Here is a 23,463-nt window from a genome sequence, read left to right as displayed (position 1 = left end):
TTGATTTTGCCGCTATTCTATTGCGTTATCTAGAGAAATAAATCCACCAAGGGTTTTATTTGCTTCAATATTTGGATAATTTGGTATTAGGTCAAGTAGAATTTCAACCGCTTCATCAAGAAAAGCATCAGGCTGTTTATAATCCTTAGGCAAATCTTTTAAGCTCTTAATTGCTGGTAAACCAGCTCGACTTAAACGTTCATTCATGCGTTTTAGATCACGTTCTTCATTAGCTTTCTGTTCGGTTTCCCGCTCTTTTTTGTTTAATGACACAGTAAATTTGTCACTTGTTTTGCCATTATATTGCTTAATATCTTCCTCAATATAATTAAATTCAGGATTTTTGGCTATTCTTGTTTGGTGTTGCGCTTTTAAGTTAGCTAATAGTGGTTTAATATCGGCAACAGTTGCATAATCTGCAGAAGGAATTTTATCCCACGGCATAGCATTATCGAGGAAGCGTTCACCAGTTTCATCCACATATTGGCTATTAGTCATATCAATATCAGGTTGCACACCTTTTAGTTGAGTACTGCCGCCATTGATACGGTAAAATTTTTGGACAGTGTATTGAGCTCCACCAAGTTCAGGCCATTTAGGGTGTAAGCGTGCATCAACTGGATATGAAATATTTCGTGATGTTTGTACGGTTCCTTTACCATAAGTGGTTTCACCTACAATAACGGCACGACCATAATCTTGCATTGCTGCAGAAAAGATTTCTGATGCCGAGGCACTATAACGGTTTATCATCACGACAATTGAGCCGGTATAGTCAATACCTCTGTTTTTGTCGTCATAAATGTTGACTTTTTGTAAATTATCACGCACTTGTACTACAGGACCTGTGTCAATAAACAATCCAGTTAACTCAATAACTTCCGCTAAAGAACCGCCACCATTATCGCGTAAATCAATAACTAGTCCTTGCAATTTTTTGCTGTTGGCTTCCATTAATAATAATTTAACTTTTTTGCTTAGCCCGATATAGAAGCTTGGTATTTCAATAACACCTATTTTACCACGACTATTATTGATAACTTTTAATTTTGCTTCACGGTCTTCAAAGTGAATTTTGTCACGCGTGATTTCAATCACTTTAGGTTTGCTATTATTACCAGCTGGTAATATCTCTAATTTTACTACCGTGTTTTTAGGGCCACGAATTTTATCAACGATATCATCTAAACGCCAACCGATGACATCTTCAATAGCAGAATTACTTTGCCCTACACCAATGATTCTATCGCCAACTGATAATAACTTACTTTTCTCAGCTGGACCACCGGTTACAAACGACATAATAACGGTATAGTCATCTTGTTGACTAAGGGTAGCACCAATTCCTTCAAATGATAGACTCATTTCTGAATCAAAATCGCGTTTTTTACGTGGTGCTAAATAACTCGTATGCGGATCAATTTCTCGAGCAAACGCATTCATAAAGACTTGGAAACAATCTTCGTTATTCGATTGCACGATAGTTTTTAAAACACGTTTATAACGTTTGGTTAATACTTCACGGATTTGGTTTTCATTTTTACCAGTTAACGCCAAATTTAATTCATCGTATTTAACGCGTTTATCCCAATAGTCATCGAGTTCTTGTTCAGTTGTTGGCCAAGCAATATCTTCTCGTTTGAAATTTATTTCATCATTTGTCGTGAAATCCATAGGACGCTGTAAAACGTTAAGTGCATATTGATATCGGTCGTAACGTTTTCGTAAGAAGAGATTATAAATGTCGTATGCGGTTTTCAAATCGCCATCAGTTAATTCTTGACCCAATTGCTCTTGGTGTATGCGAAATTTATTTACATCATCTTGCAGAAAAATGTTTTTGTTTCCATCTAATAATTTGAAGTAACGATCGAAAATTTTAGCAGAAAATGCACCATCTAAGGAAAAATCACGGTAATGTGATTGGGTAAAAAAGTTAGTTACACGTTTAGCAACGACTTGATGTATTTCATCTTGCTTTAAAACGGGAATTTGTTCAGTGTCTGGCGCTTTGGCTTGAACAGCTGAACTAATAATACATAAAAGGAGACCGAATTTAATAAAACCTTTCAGTAAATTATTCATATAAATTCTCTATCGATTAATAATGTGCTCAGGTTTGACCGTAAGTTCCATTCCTGTTCCAACTTTAACTTTGATTTGATCTTTCTCGATTGTGATAATTTGTCCTTTTATTGGTTTTTTACCAACATTAACTTTCACAAAATCACCGATTTTCAAAGCTCGAGGTTTGCGAGTAGGTTTGGGGGTCGTTTTGCGTTTTAATTTAGCTCGCTCTTTCGCTTGTTGTTTACTCTCTTTTAGTAGCTGTTGCGCATGTTCCGTCTGTTCTTTGGTAATCACTTCTGTCGGGTTACCATTTAAATCAACTCGATTAGCCCCTTCTTTTATACTATAGAGATAACGCCAACTCATAGTGTAAGTTCTAAGTGCAATGCGAAGCTTGGTTTTACTTAATATTTCACTATTTTCTAAATGAGCAATAATATCCTGAAAGATACCAATTTTTAGAGGTTTGGCCTCCCCTTCAAGGGTAAAACAATTGGGAAACTGCTGGGCTAAATAATTAATAATGTCTTTGCTACTTGTTAATTGAAACTGATTTTCCATTGAATATTCCATAGATACTAAAATTTTCTGACGCTAAAGTATATCTCAGCTTATACAATAACACTAACTATCTTTTTTCTGTTTATTAATAAAAGAAATAAAGTCTTTAACACCGTTTCGCATTAGCCATGAACTGACAATTGTTTGTTCTTCTGTAGATAATTGTTCAAATGCATTTATCCAAAGCTGTAGTGGATCGATAGGGGCAACGATATAAGTTGCATTTTCCTCTTCGAGATATAAAGCTTTTTTAACATCAATGGATAAACTATTTATATGGTATTCAAGTGCTTTACCCCGAACACCAGAACGCTTACGTGAGATCCATTTTTCAGCTCTAGCTTTACGATTTATACCTTGTGTTGTCGATGGCATCCCTGCAATACTTAATAGTTCTTTCGGTGAGAACCACTCTTTCATTTTAATTATCCCAATCTTAATAAACAAGAAAAAATTATAGAAATTAAAGAAACTTTGATACAATAATAAGAAACTACTTACCATTGGTATTTAAAGTTAATTTATCAACTTACTAGTTTTAATAACTAGAAAGCATAACATAGATATTCGAGGTTATAAAATAAGAAGGAATAAAAAAATGGAAATAAAATCTAATGACTGGCACAAAGCAGATATCATTGCAGCATTAAAGAAGAAAGGAACTACTCTCGCAGAGTTATCCCGCCAATCAGGTTTGAGTTCCTCAACACTTAGTAATGCACTTATCAGGCCTTGGACAAAAGGAGAATCAATCATAGCCAAAGCGCTTAATTTAAAACCTTCGCAAATTTGGCCAAGCCGTTATATTAATTCGATGACCAGACAGCCAATTAAGCGAGTTTTGCGAAAAACTTCCGATAATCCACCAAAAAACAGTTGATCAGAAATTACCAAGTTAACATTTTTTATAACCATATGGAAATATTTAGAAACTTAATGTTTTGTTTCCATATGTTATTTTTCGTTATCTTTTTTGTATTAATCTCATTTGCTTATCTTTAATAATATTAATCCTATGTTAGGATATGTTATCCTCGGCTATAAATCTTTTGTGTAGGCAATAATATATGAAACATCTTAGTAAAATTTTACTGCTTTTGTTTTTTACATTGGCATTATCGGCATGTTCACAAAAAAACTATTTAGAACAAGGTACACCTCTGAGCTATGAAAAAGTTAATAGAATTGTCGAAGGTTCAACGCCTGAGGCTCAACTGCTACTAATTTTTGGTGAACCAGCAAGTAAAGTTGTTATCAATGCTAATGAATCAAAATGGACTTACCAATATCTGAAAAAGAGTTCAACCAATAATGCTTTATTGGGTGAAACCTCATACGATATTGTTGAAAGTACTTTAGAAGTGATCATCAATCAAGGTGTTGTAACCTGGTTTGACTATTCACAAAATAATAAACAGAAGAAGTGGTAATTATCAGAAGATTGTTAAGCACATTGATTAAGTGTGCTTTTGATTGTTTGTTTTAGCTGTTTTCTTGACGTATCAGACAATTATTCTCAAATTTAACCTTATTATTTTTTACTTTTGTTTAGATTCCCTTCATTTATACCCTATTCTGTTCTGGACAAAAGTCTCTATTAGGTTATACTCTTTGGCGAAATTAACCAGACAATCGCTGCTTTGTTGTAGTCCCTTGCAAGAGGGAGACAAACAGAGGGGAGGAAAGTCCGGGCTCCACAGGGCAGAGTGCCAGGTAACGCCTGGGGGGTTTTGGCGCGAGCTGAGATTCACGACTAGTGCAACAGAGAGTATACCGCCGATGGCTTAGCAATAAGATCAGGTAAGGGTGAAAGGGTGCGGTAAGAGCGCACCGCGCAACTGGTAACAGTTGTGGCACGGTAAACTCCACTCGGAGCAAGGTCAAATAGGGATTCATTGGCGCGGCCCGCGTTGAATCCGGGTAGACTGCTTGAGCTAATGCGTGAGCATTAGCCTAGAGGAATGATTGTCCACGACAGAACCCGGCTTATCGGTTAATTTCACCTTTTTACTTTTTTTCTGACCCGCTTTGCTTTGCTTGCTTTTTAGTACTTAACCAACGTTTTACCGCTAGCCAAATCGAAAAGATTAAGCCTAACACCAATAAAAATACCGGTATTAACATCAATAACGACATGATTTGCTTTTCATAGGTTTTGAAAATCGGTGATAATCCGAATAGATAACCTAATGTGACGATCAAAAATATCCATAATGTTGCGCTGATCCAATTATAGATATGGAACTTGCGGCTATGTAAACCGGATAATCCCGCCATCATTGGTAATAATGTGCGAACAAATGCAATAAATCGACCAATAAATAGCGCTTGTAAGCCATATTTGTGGAATAGTACTTCAGATTTACGATGATATTTTTCTGGTAAGTGCGCCATCCAATTTTGCACAATTTTGGTATTACCCAGCCAGCGACCTTGGGCATAACCAAGCCAAGTGCCGAATGCCGCACCTGCTATAAGAATTAAGTTGATAAGACCAAAATGAAAAACATCAAGACTGATCAATACCCCTGTTAGAAACAGTAAACTGTCACCCGGTAAAAAGGCAGCCGGTAAAACGCCATTTTCTAACAAGATGATAACAAATAGCATGCCATATAGTATCCATAACACTTCTGGATTTGAGAGTGTTTTTATATCCATATGAACAAATGCTTGGTAGAGTGTAATGATTGTATCCATTTAGCTTAATTTCTCATTATTTATTGTTATTAGTGGTTAATAGTACCACCGACGGTTAAATTATTCACTTTTAAAGTTGGTTGACCAACACCAACCGGCACGCTTTGCCCTGCTTTACCACAAACACCTACGCCAGGATCAAGTTCGAGATTATTACCTACCATCGAAATTTGTTGCATAGTTTCAATACCAGAACCAATAAGCGTTGCGCCTTTAACCGGTGTGGTGATTTTACCTTTTTCAATTAAATAAGCTTCAGAGGTTGAGAAGACAAATTTTCCAGAGGTGATATCCACTTGTCCACCGGCAAAATTAGGTGCATATAGTCCATAATCTACACTTTGGATGATCTCATCAAAAGTTGAGGTTCCGGCAAGCATGTAAGTATTGGTCATTCTAGGCATTGGTAAACAAGCGTAGCCTTCACGTCGGCCATTGCCAGTCGAATGGCAATCCATTAATTTGGCATTGAGTTTGTCAAACAAATAGCCTTTTAAAATTCCGTTTTCAATTAATATCGTTTTTTGACTTGGTGTGCCTTCATCATCAATAGAGAGTGAACCACGACGATTTTCAATTGTTCCGTCATCAACAATAGTACAAAGTTCTGAAGTCACTTGTTCGCCAATTTTTCCCGAGAATACCGAGCTATTTTTACGATTAAAGTCCCCTTCTAATCCGTGTCCTACTGCTTCGTGCAGTAAAACTCCCGGCCAACCAGCACCGAGAACAACTGGCATGGTACCGGCTGGAGCTGCTTTGGCTGAGAGCAAGACTAAGGCTTGACGAACTGCTTCTCGGGTATAACTATCTATATGACTCTCACCCGTTTTGTGATTAGTCGTTAAAAAATAGTCATAACCAAATCGACCACCCCCACCACTGCTACCTCGCTCACGTTTACCATCTTGTTCAACAAGAACAGATACCGATAAGCGAACTAAAGGCCTAATATCCGCACATAAGGTACCATCAGTACCTGCAATTAGAATATCTTCATAGCTACCAATTAAACTTGCTGATACTTCAATAACTCTAGGATCAATTGCGCGTGCTAACTTGTCGACTTGATGTAATAAGGCAATTTTTTGTTCTTGCGCAAAGGTATTTATTGGGTTAATCGAAGGATACTTAATGAGATTATAAGCCGTTTTAAATGGCGTAACTGCAATTGGTGTTTGCTGTTTAGTGATTGAGTTTGCTGCCAGCACACTCTGTTCTAAACGAGCTAGTGAAAGCTGGTCAGTATAGGCAAATCCTGTTTTTTCACCAATGATTGCTCTTACGCCAACACCTTGATCACGATGAAAAGAGGCATTTTTGATGATACTATCTTCAAGTGACCAACTTTCGTAATAACCAGATAAAAAGTATAAATCACCAAAATCAATTTGCCTTGAACTAAGCATATCAAGCAAATTTGCTATATCTTGCTGATTTAAGTTATTTGGATTGAGTAACCGTTCACTCACTTGAGTTACGTTCATAAATTCCTTAATCTAATGATTTTAAATATAAAATTATAAAAATTATTGTTTTATTTTTAACTTATTAATTTCAATTACATCAGTACGACATCATATTGTTCTTGTATATACAGTGGCTCGACTTTAACTTCGACCCGTTTGCCAACAAACACTTCAACTTCTGCCAATGCGTGTGATTCGTCCGTCGTTAATGCATTAGCCACCGCCGCCGAAGCATATACCAAAAAGTATTCAGAACGATGAGCTTTGTATACCCGAACGATTTCACGAAGAATTTCGTTACAAACCGTTTCAACCGATTTAACAATTCCTCTTCCTTTACATGCAGGGCACTCTTCGCAAAGTATGTGACCAATGCTTTCACGAGTCCGCTTACGTGTCATTTCGACCAGTCCTAAACCAGAGAAAGTATTTACCGAAGTACGGGCGCGATCCTTAGCTAAAAAGTCTTGTAATGACTGTAATACCCTCTCTCGATGAATATTTTCTTGCATATCAATAAAGTCGATAATGATAATACCACCTAAATTGCGTAATCGTAATTGCCGGGCAATAGCAATCGTTGCTTCGATATTCGTGTTAAAAATCGTCTCTTCTAAATTTCGATGACCAACAAATGCGCCTGTATTAATATCAATTGTAGTCATGGCTTCGGTCTGATCGATAATTAAATAACCACCCGATTTTAATTTAACTTTACGATCTAAGGCTCGTTGAATTTCGTTTTCAATATCATACAGATCAAATATTGGAATATTACCGCGATAATGGGATAGTTTGTTAGTCACTTCCGGCATGAATTCTTGGGTAAACTCAACCAATAAGTCATAAGTCAATTTTGAATCAACTAAAATTCGTTCAATTGGGTCACCGACAAAATCACGTAATACGCGTTGCGATAAGGCAAGTTCACCATAGACTAAATATTTGCTAATTGGCCTTGCCATTCGCTCTTGAATTTTGGCCCATAACCGTTTTAAAAAGTTAGCATCTTGTTCAAGTTCGTGAGCATTTGCGCCTTCAGCCGCAGTTCTTACAATAAAGCCAGTTTCATCAGTGATATATTGTTCAACGATTTTTTTAAGTCTTTCCCGCTCTTCTTCCGATTCAATTCGCTGGGATGTCGCAACATGAGCAGAGTTTGCACCCGGCATCAATACTAAGTAGCGTGATGGCAATGTGATGTCGGTGGTAAGTCTTGCACCTTTAGTACCTAAAGGATCTTTAACGACTTGCACCATTAAATCTTGGCCTTGGCGAACTAGTTCAGAAATATCTTTCACTTGAAACTGTTCTTGTTCACTATCCGATACGCACTCGGTATGCGGCATGATATCCGATGCGTGCAAAAATGCAGCTTTTTCAAGCCCAATGTCAACAAACGCAGCTTGCATACCAGGTAAAATACGAATGACTTTACCTTTATAAATATTACCGACAATACCTCGGCGTGATTCGCGATCAACGTGGATTTCTTGTAATATCCCATCTTCAATATATGCTACACGGGTTTCTGACGGCGTAACATTCATTAATAATTCAACAGACATAATGATTCCTTATTAACTGATAGCAAATTTCCGTCTTATCAGTCTTAAGAATAGAAAAATCACTATCCATAATACACCATCGACAAAACTAGATATAAAAACTAAAGGTGAAATCGTTACGGTATGATAAATAATTACCTGAAGTAAAAATATTAATAAGTTGTAACAAAGTGAAACAGCAAATATGATAATTGACTGCTGCCATAAAGCTAAATTGCGAATTAGCTGGAATTTAAACATTAACAAAAACGCCACGCAGCAAAATATAATTGCATGAATACCTAAAAGTGTTCCTGAAAATAGGTCTAAAATGACACCTAATAAAAATGCTACGCTCATGCCAATTCGATGCGGCAAAGCAATTAACCAATAAGCCAAGACTAACACTAATAAATGAGGTTTGAACATATTATATTCTGGCGACCAAGGTATGATTTGTACACATAAACCAATTAGCAATGTTAACCAAATAATCAATATGCTGATTCGATTATTCCCCATCATGTTTTACTCCTTGCTCACCCCACAATAGCAATAAATAACGTAAACGTTTCAAATCTGCGGTTGGCGTAGCAGAAATTATTGGGGTAGAATCTCTAATATCAAGTTTAACTGAACTAACTACCGCTACCGGATATCCCTCAGGAAAACGGCCATCAAGCCCAGAAGTAACTAAAACATCACCAACTTTGATATCAACATTATTAGGTAAAAAATCAAGGGTTAAATCTTTATTACATCCATTGCCAACAGCCACCATTGATATATCATTTCTTAGTACTTGTACGGGAATTGCATGTTGATAATCACAAACTAATATCGCTCGACTAGTTGCTTGAGCGGTTTGATAAATTTGTCCAACGATACCTTTTTCGTCTACTACCGGTTGACCGACATAAACACCATTATTTTCACCTTTATCAATTACCACTTGATAAACATAAGGATCAGTATCCGCTAATAGTACTTGAGCAGCCATTTTATGTTCATCGTGCCTTAAAGGCGAACCTAGCAATTCTCTTAGTCGATCATTTTCATGTTTTAAATGTTCAAGTAATAGTAAATCACTTTTTTGTTGCATTAATGTTTCTTGCAATTTTGCATTTTCCTTAACTAATGTCTCTTGCGTTTTTGACATTTCATATAGGGAATCAAATGATGATTTTGGTGCACTTGAAACATGATAAAGCGGTGAAATCATGGTATCTAAATAATAACGAACCTCTTTAAAAGGACGATAATTTATGTCTAATACCATTAGCGTCAGAGCAAGTGTTAGCGCAATAAATAGTTGTACACTCAGAGGCGAACGTTTAGAAAAAAGTAATTTCATTGTTCAGTATTTACCTGTTATATACTAAGTAGTTAACTATTCTAATATATGACTCCGCCGACAATGTCGGCGGATAAAATGAAATAGTTGGTTACTTATTAGTAATTATTTAACGTTATTCTTCACTAAAGAGATCACCACCATGCATATCAACCATATCAAGTGCTTTACCACCACCACGCGCTACGCAAGTTAGAGGATCTTCAGCGACAACAACATGGATACCTGTTTCAGCCGATAACAATTTATCAATATTACGCAATAATGCACCACCACCTGTTAATACCATACCATGCTCAGAAATATCTGAAGCAAGTTCTGGTGGACATTGTTCAAGTGCTACTTTAACCGCGCTAACAATACCACTTAATGGCTCTTGCAATGCTTCTAATATTTCATTTGAATTTAAGGTAAAGCTACGTGGTACACCTTCGGCTAAATTACGGCCACGCACTTCAATTTCAAGCACTTCATCACCTGGATAAGCACTACCAATAAAGTGCTTAATTTTTTCAGCGGTTGCTTCACCAATTAATGCACCATAATTACGACGAACATAATTGATAATTGCTTCATCAAAGCGGTCACCACCAATACGTGCCGACGCGGAATAAACCACACCATTTAACGAAATAACGGCTACTTCAGTTGTACCACCACCGATATCAACCACCATTGAGCCAGTCGGTGCTGAAACAGGTAAATCAGCGCCAATAGCTGCAGCCATTGGTTCTTCAATTAAGTAAACTTCACGTGCTCCAGCACCTAATGCTGATTCACGAATAGCCCTGCGTTCAACTTGTGTAGCACCTACAGGCACACAAACTAGTACACGCGGACTTGGTCTTAAAAAGCTATGGCTATGAACTTGTCGAATGAAGTACTGTAACATTTTTTCAGTTACGGAAAAGTCGGCAATTACACCATCTTTCATTGGTCTAATCGCCGCAATATTACCTGGCGTACGCCCTAGCATCTGTTTCGCAGCATGCCCAACGGCAGCAACACTTTTTGGTGTCCCTGAGCGATCTTGACGAATGGCAACAACTGAAGGTTCGTTAAGCACAATACCTTGCCCTTTAACATAAATGAGGGTGTTAGCTGTACCTAAATCAATCGATAAATCATTTGAAAACAAGCCGCGAACTTTTTTGAACATAATAAAAACTCTTCCTAGAATTAATCTTGTTTAAATATATTTGAGTATTAGAAGCAAACTTAGGCGTCTACAAAATATATATTTTTAATTTTATCCGACAAATAATAGATTATTTAACGAATAAAAACCACAGCCAGCCTCAATAATAATTAAGGATTACTATTGTATCGCAATTTGAAAATAATACCTAGAAAATAGTATAACAAGTGTGTGTAAAGGAGATATATAATGACAAATTAATATTTACAGTGTATCCTTCCGCGTTAATGTTGAGTTACTATTTTTAGTATCGAATTAAAAAATCATTTTTAAGATATTAAAGGTACATTAAAATAATTGTTATTTATATCAAATAAACACGGTGTAATTCATGGATATACGCAAAATTAAAAAGTTAATTGAATTAGTAGAAGAGTCAGGTATTTCTGAGCTTGAGATTTCTGAAGGTGAAGAATCAGTTCGAATTAGTCGTTCAATACCTGCAACAAACTACTCCGCTCCAGTGCAAAATATTCAAATCCCGCAACCAGCTCCTGCTGTAGTAGCGGTTGCGCCTACAGTTGAGGCAGAAGTCATCGCAGACACCAACAGTGGTTCAACGATTAAATCACCAATGGTGGGGACGTTTTATCGTACACCAAGCCCAGAATCAAAAGCGTTTGTTGAAGTCGGCCAAAGTGTAAATGTTGGTGATGTACTTTGTATTGTAGAAGCAATGAAAATGATGAACCAAATTGAATCAGAAAAAGCAGGGACTATTAAAGCTATTTTAGTTGAAAATGGTCAACCAGTTGAATTCGATCAACCGCTATTCATTATTGAATAATCAGAATTATTTATTAACTTAAACGATTAAGAGATTGAATATGCTTGATAAAATTCTTATTGCTAACCGCGGAGAGATCGCTCTTCGCATCTTGCGAGCATGTAAAGAACTTGGAATTAAAACTGTCGCTGTTCACTCTTCGGCAGATAAAGATTTGAAACATGTTTTACTTGCAGACGAAACCGTTTGTATAGGTCCAGCAGCTTCTGCCAAAAGTTATCTTAATATCCCTGCATTAATCTCTGCCGCCGAAGTAACCGGCGCCGCAGCTATTCATCCTGGATATGGATTTTTATCAGAAAATGCAGATTTTGCTGAACAGGTTGAACGTTCAGGCTTTATATTTATTGGCCCAAAACCAGATACTATACGCTTAATGGGTGACAAAGTATCAGCTATTGAAGCGATGAAAAAAGCAGGTGTGCCTTGTGTTCCTGGTTCTGATGGTCCACTAGGTAGCAATATGGAGACCAATAAGCAAATTGCGAAAAAAATTGGTTATCCTGTTATTATTAAAGCATCTGGTGGTGGCGGTGGTCGCGGAATGCGAATTGTTCGAGAAGAAAAAGACCTTGAGCAATCAATCAAAATGACTAAGCTTGAAGCCAAAACTGCATTTAATAATGACATGGTCTACATGGAAAAATTCCTTGAAAACCCTCGTCATATCGAAATTCAGGTTTTGTCTGATGGTCAGGGGCATGCTGTTTATTTGGGAGAACGTGATTGCTCAATGCAACGACGTCACCAGAAAGTGCTTGAAGAAGCGCCAGCAGTTGGTATTACACCAAAAATGCGTAAATTCATCGGTGAACGTTGTGTTAATGCCTGTATCGAAATCGGATATCGTGGTGCAGGTACTTTTGAATTTTTATTTGAAAATGGCGAATTCTATTTCATCGAAATGAATACCCGTATTCAAGTAGAACATCCAGTTACTGAAATGGTTACTGGTATTGATCTTATTCGTGAACAAATTCTGATTGCCGCAGGTCAACCTTTATCAATTGATCAAAATGATATTAAAATCAAAGGTCATGCAATAGAGTGTCGAATTAATGCCGAAGATCCAAAAACATTTATGCCTTCACCGGGGAAAATTACTCGCTTCCATGCGCCGGGAGGATTTGGTATTCGTTGGGAATCACATATATATGCTGGTTATAGTGTGCCGCCATATTATGATTCAATGATCGGAAAATTAATCGCCTATGGTGAAACTCGTGAAGTCGCCATTGCTCGCATGAAGAATGCATTAGCAGAACTGGTTATTGACGGCATAAAAACCAATATTGAACTTCATCTAGAAATTTTGAATGATGAAGGTTTCATAAAAGGTGGTACCAACATTCACTATCTAGAGAAGAAACTAGGTATTTATGAGTAAAAATAAGCCCTCTATAGTTTGAGGGCTTATTGCTGTATAGAAGTAAATAAAGTATAGGTAATACATATGAAAAATTGGAAAAAAAGCGCAGAAGATATTCTAACATTGGGTCCAGTAGTACCGGTTATTGTTATCGAGCGTTTAGAAGATGCAGTTCCTTTAGCTAAAGCGTTAATTGCTGGCGGTGTAAAAGTACTTGAAGTCACTTTAAGAACAGCTTGTGCACTTGACGCAATTAAGAAAATTATTAAAGAAGTACCTGAGGCGGTAGTGGGTGCGGGTACAGTAACCAGCGTTGAGCAACTTAAACAAGCCACTGAAGCTGGTGTGGAATTTATCATCACTCCGGGTATTACTGATTCTATTTTAAAAGCAGCAGTTGAAGGTTCTGTACCGGTTATTCCTGGGATTGCAACTATTTCAGAATTATTAACTGCCCAAGAATATGGCTTAACAGCATTGAAATTCTTCCCGGCTGAAATAAATGGCGGGGTTGCAGCGTTAAAAGCATTTGCTGGTCCTTGTGGTTATATGAAATTCTGCCCAACTGGTGGTGTAAATCCGAAAAACTATCGTGACTATTTAGCACTTGATAATGTACTTTGTGTAGGTGGAACTTGGTTTATCCCTACAGATGCGATTGCTAAAGGTGATTTTGCTAAAATCACTGAAATGGCCAAAGAAGCGGTTGCCGGTGCTCAATAATACTTTTCCGCCGACATTGGTCGGCGGTTTATTTTGATTCGCTATTCTGATTTAATTAACTTCTAAGCCCTCTGCCACTTTCAATAAACTTCCACGCTAACAGATATAATATACTGACAAACAGTAATAACATTGAAAAAGTAATTATCAATGACACATCACTAACACCTAAAAAGCCATAACGAAAACCATTAATCATATAAACAATTGGATTAAGTTTAGAAACCCATTGCCAAAAAGTGGGTAACATGGTGATTGAATAAAACACGCCCCCCAAATAAGTTAATGGAGTCAGTACAAAAGTCGGAATAATGCTAATATCATCAAATGTCTTGGCAAATACAGCATTTAATAACCCTGCTAATGAAAACAAAATTGAGGTTAGTAATAAGGTAAAAATGACAAAAGGCCATGAATAAACTTGGTATCTTACAAACAATAGCGACACAATAGTAACTAAAACGCCTGTTAATAAGCCACGCATGACGCCACCACCGACATATCCCAAAATAATAATATGAGTAGGCACTGGTGCAACTAATAGCTCCTCAATATTTCGTTGAAATTTAGCACTAAAAAATGAAGAACAAACGTTAGTATAAGAGTTTGTAATTACCGACATCATAATTAGACCGGGGACAATAAATGCCATATAGCTAAAACCACCCATGTCTCCAACTCGAGAACCAATCAAATTACCAAAAATAACAAAATAAAGTGACATAGTAATAACTGGAGGAATCAATGTTTGGATCCAAATCCTTAAAAATCGGGTAACTTCTTTACGCCAAATACTTTTTAAGGCAATCCAGTATAAATTATTCATCAATAGCTCCTTTAGCTTTTGTATCGTTATGTAATAAATCTACAAATAATTCTTCTAATCGATTGGCTTTATTACGAACACTAATCACTTTAATATCTTGTTGATTGAGTTGTTCAAATAGTTGATTTAATCTATGTTGTTTATCTACTTTAACCTCTAACATTCCTGACTCAACATCCGTAAAAGTATAACCATTTAGCGCAATAGGTGTAGCGGTCGGAACATAATCAATAACAATGGTTTCAGACTGACTTTTAGCTAACAAATCACGCATTGATGAATTAGCAACTAATTCACCACGCTGAATAATACCTATGTGGCGACATAGCATTTCAGCTTCTTCCAAATAGTGAGTCGTTAATATAATGGTAATACCTTGACGATTAATTTCTCGTAGAAAATCCCACATAGAACGGCGTACTTCAATATCAACCCCTGCGGTTGGTTCATCAAGAATGAGTAATTTTGGTTCATGGATAAGTGCTCTAGCTATCATCAGCCGTCTTTTCATTCCGCCAGATAACATACAGGCTCGACTATGACGTTTATCCCACAAATCCAAAATACGTAGATATTTTTCTGCTCGTTGTAAAGCTAATTTGCGTGGCAAGCCATAGTAACCACCTTGGTTGGTAACAATTTGTAAAACTTTTTCAAATTGATTAAAGTTGAACTCCTGCGGCACCAGACCTAATTGCCTTTTTGCATTAACAACATCACTGTCTAAATCATATCCAAAGATTTTAACCTGCCCAGAGGTTTTGGTAACTAAAGAACTAATTATACCAATGGTGGTTGATTTACCTGCCCCATTAGGACCGAGCAAAGCATAAAAATCCCCTGCTTGCACGGTTAAATTAATTCCTTTTAATGCTTCTACACCATTTTTATATTTTTTCTTGAGCGCTATGAGCTCTAGTGCGGGCGTTGATGACATAAAATGAATCCTAATTCTATAATTTGTTATTTATATAATATGATATCATGTTTGACCGTTCGACGGTATTGTTATGATTTTAAGATTAATTCAATTTTTAATGCTAACAATATAATGATTAGATAAATATAAGATTAAGGATTGCAGGTTATGATCAAAATTGGTTTGGTTTCAGTATCGGATAGAGCATCACAAGGTGTTTATCAAGATGAAGGTATTCCAGCGCTGTTATCATGGTTACAGACAGCCTTAAAAACACCATTTATTACCGAACAACGTATTATTCCTGATGAACAACTAATCATTGAAGAGATTTTATGCGAATTGGTAGATAAGTTGCAATGCCATCTAATATTAACTACTGGCGGTACAGGGCCAGCAATTAGAGATGTTACTCCAGATGCAACCTTAGCAATTGCTGACCGATTAATGCCAGGTTTTGGCGAACAAATGCGACAAATTAGTTTACATTTTGTGCCAACTGCGATCTTGTCCAGACAAGTTGGTGTCATTCGTAAGCAATGTTTAATTCTGAATTTACCCGGTCGACCAAAATCAATCAAAGAAACGCTAGAAGGTGTTAAAGATAGCCAAGGTAACACTATGGTGACTGGTATTTTTGCCAGTGTTCCATATTGTATTGACTTATTAGAAGGTCCCTATATCGAAACCCATGATCACATCGTTAAAGCTTTTCGACCGAAAAATGCCAGCAAATCCAACCTTTAATTTTATGCAAATATCATGCATAATTATGTGGATTATATTCACTATTCAAATGGTAAGATTGATAAACGCATCACTCTAGATATCAATAATTGCAGAATTATTCACTAAAATCACGTAATTTTAGTTAATCAGCTAAAACGGTTAATTAATTCAATTGAGTTAATTGGTCATAAATTAAATTTAAAGGAACAGTATGAAACAAAACGATCTCACTAAAACTTTTAAAGAAATGCTTTTACAGGAAAAGTTTAGTTCTCAGATAGGTATCGTACAAGCCTTACAAGAACAAGGATTTGATAATATTAATCAATCCAAGGTATCCAGAATGTTAACCAAATTTGGTGCGGTAAGAACTCGCAATGCAAAATCTGAAATGGTTTATTGTTTACCCGCCGAAATGAGTGTACCTACAACAAGTAGCCCTTTAAAAAATTTAGTATTGGATATCGATTACAATAATTCAATGGTAGTTATTCGTACCAGTCCGGGAGCTGCGCAACTGATTGCCAGATTGTTAGATTCAATTGGTAAGTCAGAAGGAATTTTAGGGTCAATTGCTGGTGATGATACGATTTTTAGTACACCAACTAAGGAGTGTTCGGTAAAAAAATTATATCAAACCATTATTGAATTATTTGAACGAAGCTTATAAATAAAGGGGCTATATTAGCGAAAACAAATATTTTTTTTAATATTTAACCTATTGACACACTTGGCAAAATCGTTAATCCTATATGGCACTGATTTTGTAATTAAAATTACGAAAAGAAGAGGCGCATTACTCAGGTAGATTATTTTAGGTGCTGGAACCGTTGATAAATAATTGAGGGGGTGTAATGCCGAGGTTTGATTGTTAATCCAGAAAACAATTAAATCGACTGCAAGGGCTGAATCCCTTGGGTTGTCACCCTAACAGGTGGAGCGCTTCACGGTATGTATTTTTTGCTGTAATAGGACATGCCCGCTCTGTCTCTGTTAAAAATAAAAATTTTTAATATGAGGAATTCATGGAAACATCATTTATAATTGCTAAATTCGGTGGTACTAGCGTTGCAGATTATCCAGCAATGGTTAACAGTGCCAATATTGTCATAGCTAATCCTAACGTCAAAGTCGTTGTGTTGTCTGCTTCTGCGGGGATAACCAATTTATTGGTAGCCTTAGCCGAAGGTCGTGATATCAATATCAGATCAAAACATATTGCTAAAATTCAATCGATTCAATATAGCATTTTAGAAAATTTACCTGAAAATCCAACTTTACGCGCTGAAATTGACCAAATAATTGCCAATATTGCTTCATTATCAGAAGCAGCAAGTTTAGCCACCTCCCCAGCGCTGACAGATGAATTAGTCAGTTATGGCGAAATCATGTCATCAAAACTATTTGTCGAAATATTAAAAGAAAAACAAAAAAATGCCATTTGGTTTGATGTACGAAAAGTGATGCGAACCGATGATAAATTTGGTAAAGCAGTACCAAAAATTGACGAAATTAAACAACTTTGTTGCGCACATTTAAAATCATTAAATCCAGAAACTATCGTGGTTACTCAAGGCTTTATTGGTAGTGAAAGTACAGGCAAAACTACCACGTTAGGTCGTGGTGGTAGTGATTACACCGCCGCCTTACTTGGCGAAGCATTAAATGCAACACAAATCGATATCTGGACTGATGTTGCTGGCATTTATACCACCGACCCACGCATCACTTCTGGTGCAAAACGTATTGACGAAATATCGTTTGCTGAAGCAGCCGAAATGGCCACTTTTGGTGCTAAAGTCTTACATCCGGCAACACTTGTTCCGGCGGTGCGTAGCAATATTCCGGTATTTGTTGGTTCAAGTAAAGCCCCACAAGCAGGTGGCACCATTGTTTATAATACCCACAGCATTAAATCTGAATTACCGTCATTTAGAGCGTTAGCACTACGTCGTAAACAGACATTACTAACACTAACTAGCTTAAATATGCTGCATGCACAAGGTTTTTTAGCTAATGTCTTTACTATATTAGCTAAACACAATATATCGGTTGATTTAGTCACCACGTCTGAAGTTAGTATTGCATTAACCATTGACACCACAGGTACCAATACTAATGGTAATAGCTTATTAACTAAAGCGTTATTCGACGAATTATCAACAGTATGTCATGTCGAAGTTGAAGAAGATTTAGCATTGATAGCCATAATTGGTAACAATTTAACCACAACCAAAGGTATCGCTAAGGAAGTCTTTGGCGCTTTAGATGACTTCGTTATTCGACTTTGTTGTTATGGTGCCAGCACACATAATCTTTGTCTGCTGGCAAGAAGTAACGATGCAGAAGAGGTGATTAAAGTTTTACATAAAACGATCTTTGAATAATTACTTAATGGGAGCGATTTTACCATCGCTCCTAACAAATAATGATATAAATCTTCATTTAAGCAACACCAAAAATTCCTAGAATATTTGAAAAAATAATTGTAAACTAAATGCAATATTTGTATGCAAGGTTATCTGTAATGCCATTACATACATTTATCGCTACACACAGATCTACGTATTAATCATTTTTCTTCATTTTTAGATAACAATTTTTTTAAAGCTGTAAATTTTACGTTTTATTAATAAGTTATATCTTTCATAACGCTTATTGTCATCTTCAATAGGTTTTAAGCTTTACAAAAAGTAACTTTTAACTTAATTAGACGAAGGAAATTATCATGGGTATTTTAAGCTGGATTATTCTAGGATTAATTGCTGGATGGATCGCTAAGTTTTTTATGCCATTAGGACAAGTGGGTGTACTAAAAACTATCCTACTTGGTGTAGCTGGCGCATTGGTCGGTGGTTATATCAGTACCTTCTTCGGTTGGGGTAGTGTGACTGGTTTTAACTTCCCGAGTTTGTTTATCTCTGTGCTTGGGTCTATTTTACTTATTTACCTTTACCGACTAATCAAATAACTTCACTGAATAAAATGGCGAGCTAATTAGCTCGCCATTTTTTATCAAATTAATTGTCCGCTTTTTGTTATTAATGGCTAACGATTCTTTAATTTTTCGTTAATTGAAAATTTATTGTTATTTGTACTGTTTTTAATCTTGAAGAGTAGAATAATTCATTCCGCCATACTCAGATTTTTGTTATATTAAGCGCTAATCGCAATTTGACATGAGCAGCTGATAATAATGCTAAAAATATTCAATACACTAACTCGAGAAAAAGAAGTATTTCAACCAATTACCCCCAACAAAGTTGGGCTATATGTTTGTGGTGTCACTATCTATGACCTTTGCCATATCGGCCATGGACGTACTTTTGTAGCATTTGATGTCGTTACTCGTTATTTACGCTTTTTGGGGTACGATCTTACTTATGTTCGCAATATTACCGATGTTGATGACAAGATCATTAAACGTGCACTTGAAAACGGTGAAACTTGTGATCAGTTAACCGATCGCATGTTGACAGAGATGTATGCCGATTTTGATGCACTGAATATCAAACGGCCTGATGTTGAACCGCGTGCCACTCGTCATATGTCACAAATTATTGAGCTAGTTGAAGAATTGCTAAAAAAAGATCATGCTTATATTGCTGATAATGGTGATGTAATGTTTTCTGTCGATAGTGATCCTAATTACGGTATCTTATCACGCCAAAATTTAGAGCAGTTACAAGCCGGAGCTCGAGTTGATGTGGTGGAAGTAAAACGTAACCCAATGGACTTTGTACTCTGGAAGATGTCAAAACCTAACGAACCAAGTTGGGATTCTCCATGGGGTAAAGGCCGACCTGGTTGGCATATTGAATGCTCTGCTATGAATAGCCATCAATTGGGCAACCATTTTGATATTCATGGTGGCGGATCTGATTTAATGTTCCCACATCATGAAAATGAGATTGCCCAATCTACCTGTGCCCATGACGGCCAATATGTAAATTATTGGATGCACTCGGGCATGGTAATGATTGACCAAGAAAAAATGTCGAAATCACTAAATAATTTTTTCACCATCCGTGATGTACTAAAACATTATGATGCAGAAACTGTGCGCTACTTTTTATTATCAGGTCATTATCGTAGCCAACTTAACTATAGTGAAGAAAATCTTAAACAAGCTCGTACCGCTTTAGAAAGACTTTATACCGCTTTAAGAGATACCGATGCAAACTATCCACACAACACACCAGATAGTGATTATCATCGACAATTTTGTCAGGCGATGGATGATGACTTCAACACGCCTGAAGCCTATTCAACATTATTTGACTTGGCTAGAGAGATTAATAAAGCTAAAGCTGAAAATGATATGCCATTAGCGAATGAACTTGCCGCTGAGCTACGCTCTTTATCGTCGGTACTAGGCTTGCTTGAACAAGATCCTGTTAAATTTTTACAGGGTAATAGCCAAGATGATGAGGATACACAACTGATTGAAGCCTTGATCAAACAACGTAACGATGCTCGTGCAAGTAAGAATTGGGCTTTAGCTGATGAAGCTCGAGATAAACTTAATCAAATGAATATTATTCTAGAAGATGGTGCTAACGGCACAACATGGCGTAAAAAGAGTTAATGCAGTAAGTTAAAATCCCCCTAGATTAGTAATAAGCTAGGGGATAAATCTTACTGTTTTTTGTCTATAGAGGTTAAAATTCCCCGTAAAATATTGAGTTCTTGCTGTTCGATACGAGCTCGAGTAAATAATCGCCGTAAACGCCCCATAATTTGCCCTGGATGGTGAGGGTTAATAAAGCCAGTTTGTAATAATGTCTGCTCTAAATGTTGATAAAAACGTTCAATATCTTCATCTTTAGGGTAATGAACTTCATTGATATCCTGTTCATCTAATTTTATTGATGCCTCTTGAGCAGACAACAGCGACATGCGAATTTCGTAACTAAGAACTTGAACTGACATCGCTAAATTTAAAGAGCTATAGTCAGGATTAGCCGGAATACTAACATGAAAGTGGCATTTTTGTAATTCATCGTTGGTTAGCCCGACTCGTTCACGACCAAAAACCAAAGCAACTTGAGCATGACGACAAGCTTCAGCAATAATTTTGTCCCCACACTCTTTCGGCGTTAAATTGGGCCATTGCAAACTTCGTGGACGCGCACTGGTACCAATAACCAACGAACAATCGGCAACCGCCGCTTCAAGGGATGAGAAAATTTGAGCTTGTTTGATAATATCACTCGCGCCGGCTGCCAGTGAAATTGATTGGGAATCTGGTTTTATTATTGGATTAACTAAACATAAATTGGATAATCCCATGGTCTTCATTGCCCGAGCAGCTGATCCCATATTACCCGTATGAGAAGTTTCCACTAAAACAATCTTAATATTATCTAAATAACTCACATTTTCCTCATTAAACAATTGAACTTATACTTTAAATTAATTTCAATAAGCCACAGTATATAATAAAAATTAGTTTAACAGCAGTTTAGTCTACTTTAATAACAATTAGTGGTAATTATTTTAGACAAAACTCACAAAAAGTTTATGCAAAACAAAATTATTTATTGACGAAAGGTAAAAAATTTGTCAATGTAATCAATAGAATAATTATATAAGCTCAATTAGAAAGTAAACATAGTGGAGGTCAATTATGACTTTAAGTATTACCAGTAAACAAATGGATATTACCCCTGCAATTCGTAGCTATCTTGAAGATAAGTTCTCGAAACTAGATAAATGGAGAGCTTTACTAATCAACCCTCACTTTATTTTATCTAAAGAGCCTGATGGATTTATTGTTGATGCAACTATTGCAACCAAAGGTTCGCCACTCGTTGCTTCCGCTAAACACATTGACATGTATGCAGCTATTAATGATTTAATTGCTAAACTTGAAAAACAGTTAAATAAACTTCAACATAAAGGCGAATCACGCCGCGCATTTGACAGTATTAAAAATGCAGTAATTGAAGAAGAAGAATAATTTATTGTTATAATTTAATAAAAAGGCACTTTACTAGTGCCTTTATTTTTTTGCTTGCTATAATATTGCCCATCTAATTTTTAATCTATTAATGAACATGACTACCAATCCTTTATTGCCTTTACGTGACAAAATTAATCAACTCGATCAAAAATTGATTGAAATCATAGCCGAAAGACGTCAAGTTTCAACAGAAGTTATTCAAGCCAAAATAGCAGCAAACATCCCTTTGCGCGATTTAGCGCGTGAACGTTCACTGATTAAGGCACTAATCGAACAAGGTAAACAATATCATCTTGATGACCTTTTAATTAGGCGTTTATATCAAATTATTATTGAAGATTCTGTTCTGCTGCAACAGAAATTTCTACAAGAAAAACTTAATCAAGGTGCTCTCTCTTCAGCCAAAATTGCGTTTTTAGGACCAAAAGGATCCTATTCCCATTCAGCGGCTCGTCGTTATGCAAGTGCACACTTTGACCAGTTGACTGAATCAAGTTGTAATACCTTTAAAGATATTTTTGAAAAAGTTGAATTACAAGTTGTTGATTATGGAATTTTACCGATAGAAAACTCCAGTTCTGGATCTATCAATGAAGTTTATGATTTGTTGCAAAAAACCAATTTACATATTATTGGCGAACTATCCTTACCGATTGATCACTGCGTTTTAGCTATTCCTAATGTCAAACTAGATCAGATAGATACTATTTATAGCCATCCACAACCATTTCAACAATGCAGTAATTTCTTAGAAAATTATCCACATTGGAAAATCGTTTATTGCGACAGCACTTCATCGGCCATGGAAACTGTCGCGAAATTAAATCAACCAAATATCGCGGCTATGGGTAATAAAGATGGTGGGGAATTATATGGCCTACAAGTTCTTGAGCACAATTTTGCTAATCAAAAAGAGAATATTACTCGTTTTATTGTGTTAGCGCATGAGCCGATTGAAGTATCCGATCAAATTCCTGCTAAAACCACAATCTTAATGAAAACTGGCCAACAAGCAGGTGCTCTGGTTGATGCGTTATCGGTCTTACGTAATCACAATATTGTCATGACCAAACTCGAATCACGGCCTATCCATGGCACCCCGTGGGAAGAGATGTTTTATATTGATTTGCAGGGCAATATTCACGATTACGAAATGCAAATTGCACTTAAAGAATTAGCTGCTATCACTTTATATACTAAAGTACTTGGCTGTTATCCGAGTGATTCAATTACTGCTATTATGTAA

General features: G+C 36.4%; 24 protein-coding genes, 1 other RNA gene and 1 riboswitch. Of the genes, 13 read left to right on the top strand and 12 right to left on the bottom strand.

The genetic code is table 11. The features are described from left to right. Positions 1-12: 12 nt before the first annotated feature. The 3 genes from prc to DKK79_RS03180 form a co-directional block, all read right to left on the bottom strand. Positions 13-2,073: a carboxy terminal-processing peptidase gene (prc, locus tag DKK79_RS03190; protein WP_375537968.1), complete on the bottom strand. Its 2,061-nt coding sequence runs from the start codon at positions 2,071-2,073 to the stop codon at positions 13-15. A gap of 21 nt (positions 2,074-2,094) precedes the next feature. After that, on the bottom strand, positions 2,095-2,631 hold the full coding sequence (proQ, locus tag DKK79_RS03185) for an RNA chaperone ProQ (RefSeq protein WP_110422809.1): 537 nt from the start codon (positions 2,629-2,631) through the stop codon (positions 2,095-2,097). 63 nt (positions 2,632-2,694) lie between these two features. Then, the gene (locus DKK79_RS03180) at positions 2,695-3,051 is read right to left on the bottom strand and encodes a DNA-binding protein (protein ID WP_110422808.1); all 357 of its coding nucleotides are present in this window, start codon (positions 3,049-3,051) and stop codon (positions 2,695-2,697) included. 178 nt (positions 3,052-3,229) lie between these two features. Here DKK79_RS03180 and DKK79_RS03175 point away from each other — a divergent pair, with 178 nt between their 5' ends. The 3 genes from DKK79_RS03175 (at position 3,230) to rnpB (ending at position 4,636) form a co-directional block, all read left to right on the top strand. Further along, the gene (locus DKK79_RS03175; RefSeq protein WP_110422807.1) at positions 3,230-3,511 is read left to right on the top strand and encodes a helix-turn-helix domain-containing protein; all 282 of its coding nucleotides are present in this window, start codon (positions 3,230-3,232) and stop codon (positions 3,509-3,511) included. 187 nt (positions 3,512-3,698) lie between these two features. Then, positions 3,699-4,061 carry a hypothetical protein gene (locus tag DKK79_RS03170; RefSeq protein ID WP_110422806.1) on the top strand — a complete coding sequence of 121 codons (363 nt, stop codon included), beginning with the start codon at positions 3,699-3,701 and terminating at the stop codon, positions 4,059-4,061. A 186-nt stretch (positions 4,062-4,247) separates the two neighbouring features. Then, positions 4,248-4,636, top strand: an RNA gene (gene rnpB, locus DKK79_RS03165) — RNase P RNA component class A. Positions 4,637-4,638: 2 nt separating this feature from the next. On the opposite strand, the gene DKK79_RS03160 is transcribed toward rnpB, so the two are convergent. The 6 genes from DKK79_RS03160 to DKK79_RS03135 form a co-directional block, all read right to left on the bottom strand. Beyond that, on the bottom strand, positions 4,639-5,331 hold the full coding sequence (locus tag DKK79_RS03160) for a DedA family protein (RefSeq protein WP_110422805.1): 693 nt from the start codon (positions 5,329-5,331) through the stop codon (positions 4,639-4,641). 29 nt (positions 5,332-5,360) lie between these two features. Beyond that, entirely contained in the window at positions 5,361-6,818 is a 1,458-nt protein-coding gene (gene tldD, locus DKK79_RS03155; RefSeq protein WP_110422804.1) for a metalloprotease TldD, read from the bottom strand. A gap of 74 nt (positions 6,819-6,892) precedes the next feature. Beyond that, entirely contained in the window at positions 6,893-8,368 is a 1,476-nt protein-coding gene (gene rng / locus DKK79_RS03150; RefSeq protein ID WP_110422803.1) for a ribonuclease G, read from the bottom strand. A 12-nt stretch (positions 8,369-8,380) separates the two neighbouring features. After that, a complete protein-coding gene (gene mreD, locus DKK79_RS03145; protein ID WP_110422802.1) occupies positions 8,381-8,872 on the bottom strand; it encodes a rod shape-determining protein MreD in 492 nt (163 codons plus the stop codon). Continuing rightward, positions 8,859-9,701: a rod shape-determining protein MreC gene (mreC, locus tag DKK79_RS03140; RefSeq protein ID WP_110422801.1), complete on the bottom strand. Its 843-nt coding sequence runs from the start codon at positions 9,699-9,701 to the stop codon at positions 8,859-8,861. Before mreC ends, mreD begins: the two co-directional genes overlap by 14 nt. A 115-nt stretch (positions 9,702-9,816) precedes the next feature. Next, positions 9,817-10,860, bottom strand: coding sequence for a rod shape-determining protein (locus tag DKK79_RS03135; RefSeq protein ID WP_065562215.1), 1,044 nt, complete (start codon positions 10,858-10,860; stop codon positions 9,817-9,819). 370 nt (positions 10,861-11,230) lie between these two features. Here DKK79_RS03135 and accB point away from each other — a divergent pair, with 370 nt between their 5' ends. The 3 genes from accB (at position 11,231) to DKK79_RS03120 (ending at position 13,778) form a co-directional block, all read left to right on the top strand. Then, positions 11,231-11,686 (top strand): acetyl-CoA carboxylase biotin carboxyl carrier protein, encoded by a 456-nt coding sequence (gene accB, locus DKK79_RS03130; RefSeq protein ID WP_110422800.1) that lies wholly within the window; start codon positions 11,231-11,233, stop codon positions 11,684-11,686. A gap of 40 nt (positions 11,687-11,726) precedes the next feature. After that, on the top strand, positions 11,727-13,073 hold the full coding sequence (gene accC / locus DKK79_RS03125) for an acetyl-CoA carboxylase biotin carboxylase subunit (RefSeq protein WP_110422799.1): 1,347 nt from the start codon (positions 11,727-11,729) through the stop codon (positions 13,071-13,073). 66 nt (positions 13,074-13,139) lie between these two features. After that, positions 13,140-13,778, top strand: a complete 639-nt coding sequence (locus DKK79_RS03120; protein WP_110422798.1) for a bifunctional 4-hydroxy-2-oxoglutarate aldolase/2-dehydro-3-deoxy-phosphogluconate aldolase — start codon at positions 13,140-13,142, stop codon at positions 13,776-13,778. Positions 13,779-13,833: 55 nt separating this feature from the next. Here the strand turns inward: DKK79_RS03120 and DKK79_RS03115 are convergent, their stop codons facing one another. Both DKK79_RS03115 and DKK79_RS03110 read right to left on the bottom strand, forming a co-directional pair. Beyond that, entirely contained in the window at positions 13,834-14,604 is a 771-nt protein-coding gene (locus DKK79_RS03115) for an ABC transporter permease (protein WP_086363041.1), read from the bottom strand. Beyond that, positions 14,597-15,541, bottom strand: coding sequence for an ABC transporter ATP-binding protein (locus DKK79_RS03110; protein ID WP_110422797.1), 945 nt, complete (start codon positions 15,539-15,541; stop codon positions 14,597-14,599). Before DKK79_RS03110 ends, DKK79_RS03115 begins: the two co-directional genes overlap by 8 nt. 150 nt (positions 15,542-15,691) lie before the next feature. On the opposite strand from DKK79_RS03110, the gene mog reads away from it, so the two are divergent. From mog to cysS, 5 genes are all read left to right on the top strand, one after another. Beyond that, positions 15,692-16,270: a molybdopterin adenylyltransferase gene (gene mog / locus DKK79_RS03105; RefSeq protein ID WP_110422796.1), complete on the top strand. Its 579-nt coding sequence runs from the start codon at positions 15,692-15,694 to the stop codon at positions 16,268-16,270. A gap of 193 nt (positions 16,271-16,463) precedes the next feature. Next, positions 16,464-16,922: a transcriptional regulator ArgR gene (argR, locus tag DKK79_RS03100; protein ID WP_110422795.1), complete on the top strand. Its 459-nt coding sequence runs from the start codon at positions 16,464-16,466 to the stop codon at positions 16,920-16,922. 108 nt (positions 16,923-17,030) lie between these two features. Then, positions 17,031-17,205, top strand: a riboswitch (Lysine riboswitch). Between the two features lie 72 nt (positions 17,206-17,277). Further along, positions 17,278-18,639, top strand: a complete 1,362-nt coding sequence (lysC, locus tag DKK79_RS03095; protein ID WP_110422794.1) for a lysine-sensitive aspartokinase 3 — start codon at positions 17,278-17,280, stop codon at positions 18,637-18,639. A gap of 341 nt (positions 18,640-18,980) precedes the next feature. Continuing rightward, the gene (locus DKK79_RS03090) at positions 18,981-19,223 is read left to right on the top strand and encodes a GlsB/YeaQ/YmgE family stress response membrane protein (RefSeq protein WP_110422793.1); all 243 of its coding nucleotides are present in this window, start codon (positions 18,981-18,983) and stop codon (positions 19,221-19,223) included. A gap of 225 nt (positions 19,224-19,448) precedes the next feature. Next, positions 19,449-20,840 (top strand): cysteine--tRNA ligase, encoded by a 1,392-nt coding sequence (gene cysS / locus DKK79_RS03085; protein ID WP_110422792.1) that lies wholly within the window; start codon positions 19,449-19,451, stop codon positions 20,838-20,840. A gap of 50 nt (positions 20,841-20,890) precedes the next feature. Here cysS and trmJ read toward each other — a convergent pair whose 3' ends face one another. Then, positions 20,891-21,631, bottom strand: coding sequence for a tRNA (cytosine(32)/uridine(32)-2'-O)-methyltransferase TrmJ (gene trmJ / locus DKK79_RS03080; RefSeq protein ID WP_110422791.1), 741 nt, complete (start codon positions 21,629-21,631; stop codon positions 20,891-20,893). A 250-nt stretch (positions 21,632-21,881) separates the two neighbouring features. Here trmJ and raiA point away from each other — a divergent pair, with 250 nt between their 5' ends. Together raiA and pheA are read left to right on the top strand one after the other, a co-directional pair. Continuing rightward, positions 21,882-22,214 (top strand): ribosome-associated translation inhibitor RaiA, encoded by a 333-nt coding sequence (raiA, locus tag DKK79_RS03075; protein WP_110422790.1) that lies wholly within the window; start codon positions 21,882-21,884, stop codon positions 22,212-22,214. 97 nt (positions 22,215-22,311) lie between these two features. Beyond that, positions 22,312-23,463 (top strand): bifunctional chorismate mutase/prephenate dehydratase, encoded by a 1,152-nt coding sequence (pheA, locus tag DKK79_RS03070; protein WP_110422789.1) that lies wholly within the window; start codon positions 22,312-22,314, stop codon positions 23,461-23,463.

This window comes from Gilliamella apicola, assembly GCF_003202915.1.
Taxonomy (GTDB): domain Bacteria; phylum Pseudomonadota; class Gammaproteobacteria; order Enterobacterales; family Orbaceae; genus Gilliamella; species Gilliamella apicola_Q.
This window is presented reverse-complemented; position numbering and strand designations above follow the sequence as displayed.